Origin of the sequence: Streptomyces sp. URMC 127 (genome assembly GCF_051386535.1) — a bacterium.
Lineage (GTDB): Bacteria > Actinomycetota > Actinomycetes > Streptomycetales > Streptomycetaceae > Streptomyces.
In genome coordinates, this window is sequence record NZ_JBPQTW010000517.1 from 1 (window position 1) to 392 (window position 392).

Annotated in this window: 1 protein-coding gene; it reads right to left on the reverse strand. The window is 68.1% G+C overall.

All coding sequences use genetic code 11. The features are described from left to right. Positions 1-392, reverse strand: a 392-nt coding sequence (locus ACSNOH_RS35195) for a condensation domain-containing protein (RefSeq protein ID WP_436725504.1), incomplete at both ends; no start/stop codon positions are given.

Consider the following 392-nt stretch of genomic DNA (forward strand, 5'->3'; position numbering starts at 1 on the left):
GCGCCGGCCACCACATCAACCGCACCCAACGGCACGCCCGGATCAGCCACCCACTCCCGCAGCAACCGCAACCAACGCGCCATCAACGCATCAACCGTCGACCGCTCGAACAGATCCGACGAGAACTCGACCATGCCGACGAGGCCTTCGGGCGTGCCGGCCGCGTCGTACTGCTCACCGAGGTTGATGGACATGTCCACCCGGGAGACGCCCGTGCCGACGGGTTCGGTCGTGGCCCGCACGCCGGGCAGGGCGAACTCGCCGCGTGGAGCGTTCTGGAGGGCGAGCATCACCTGGAAGAGCGGGTGGTGGGAGGTCGAGCGCTGCGGGTTGAGCACCTCCACCAGATACTCGAACGGCACATCCTGATGCGCATACGCCGCCAGGCTCGC